Below are 505 nucleotides of genomic sequence, written 5' to 3'. Positions count from 1 at the left end.
CGCATGACGGCTTTCCGCAACCGCTCCCGCTACGCCAGGTAGGCGGCACCACCAGTCGCGCCGCCCATCGCGATAGCCGCTGGCCCGCTGCCGCCGTCGACGCATGGCTTGCTGGCCAGATCCCGACCGGCCTGGTCGCGGTCGTCGATACCTCGCATCTCGCCGCCGCCAGCGCCCGCCTCGATGCCCGCGCGCGCGCGTTAACCTTGATCGATGGAGGCCGCGCATGAAGCCGCCCGTTCCGATGATCCGGTCGCCGCAGCACCGCACGATTGATATGGGTCCGGTAGCAGCAATCCCCACGCACATCGCGGTTCATGACGGCCTTCAATACGTCATGGTCCATGCCAGTCAGATCCTGCTCACCACGATCGGGGTCACCGGGGCAATCGGTGCGGACGGCCAGATTGCGCTGATGACGCTGGATCCGCGCGACGGCGAGCTTGGCCTCGGCCTGATCGCAACGCTCAGCATCGACGCCGCAGAGCAGATCGGCAACAGTCTC

At 67.3% G+C, this 505-nt stretch carries 2 protein-coding genes; both read left to right on the top strand.

Features of this window, described 5'->3' with window-relative positions; translation table 11 throughout:
- Positions 1-230: hypothetical protein (locus AACY08_RS28835; protein WP_339472492.1), on the top strand; the 230-nt coding region annotated here is incomplete at its 5' end.
- A partial coding sequence (locus AACY08_RS28830; RefSeq protein WP_339472491.1) for a hypothetical protein occupies positions 227-505 on the top strand: 279 nt, incomplete at its 3' end. The genes AACY08_RS28835 and AACY08_RS28830, both read left to right, overlap by 4 nt.

The organism is Pseudomonas sp. EL_65y_Pfl1_R83, assembly GCF_963970695.1.
GTDB lineage: Bacteria > Pseudomonadota > Gammaproteobacteria > Pseudomonadales > Pseudomonadaceae > Aquipseudomonas > Aquipseudomonas tritici.
This window is presented reverse-complemented; position numbering and strand designations above follow the sequence as displayed.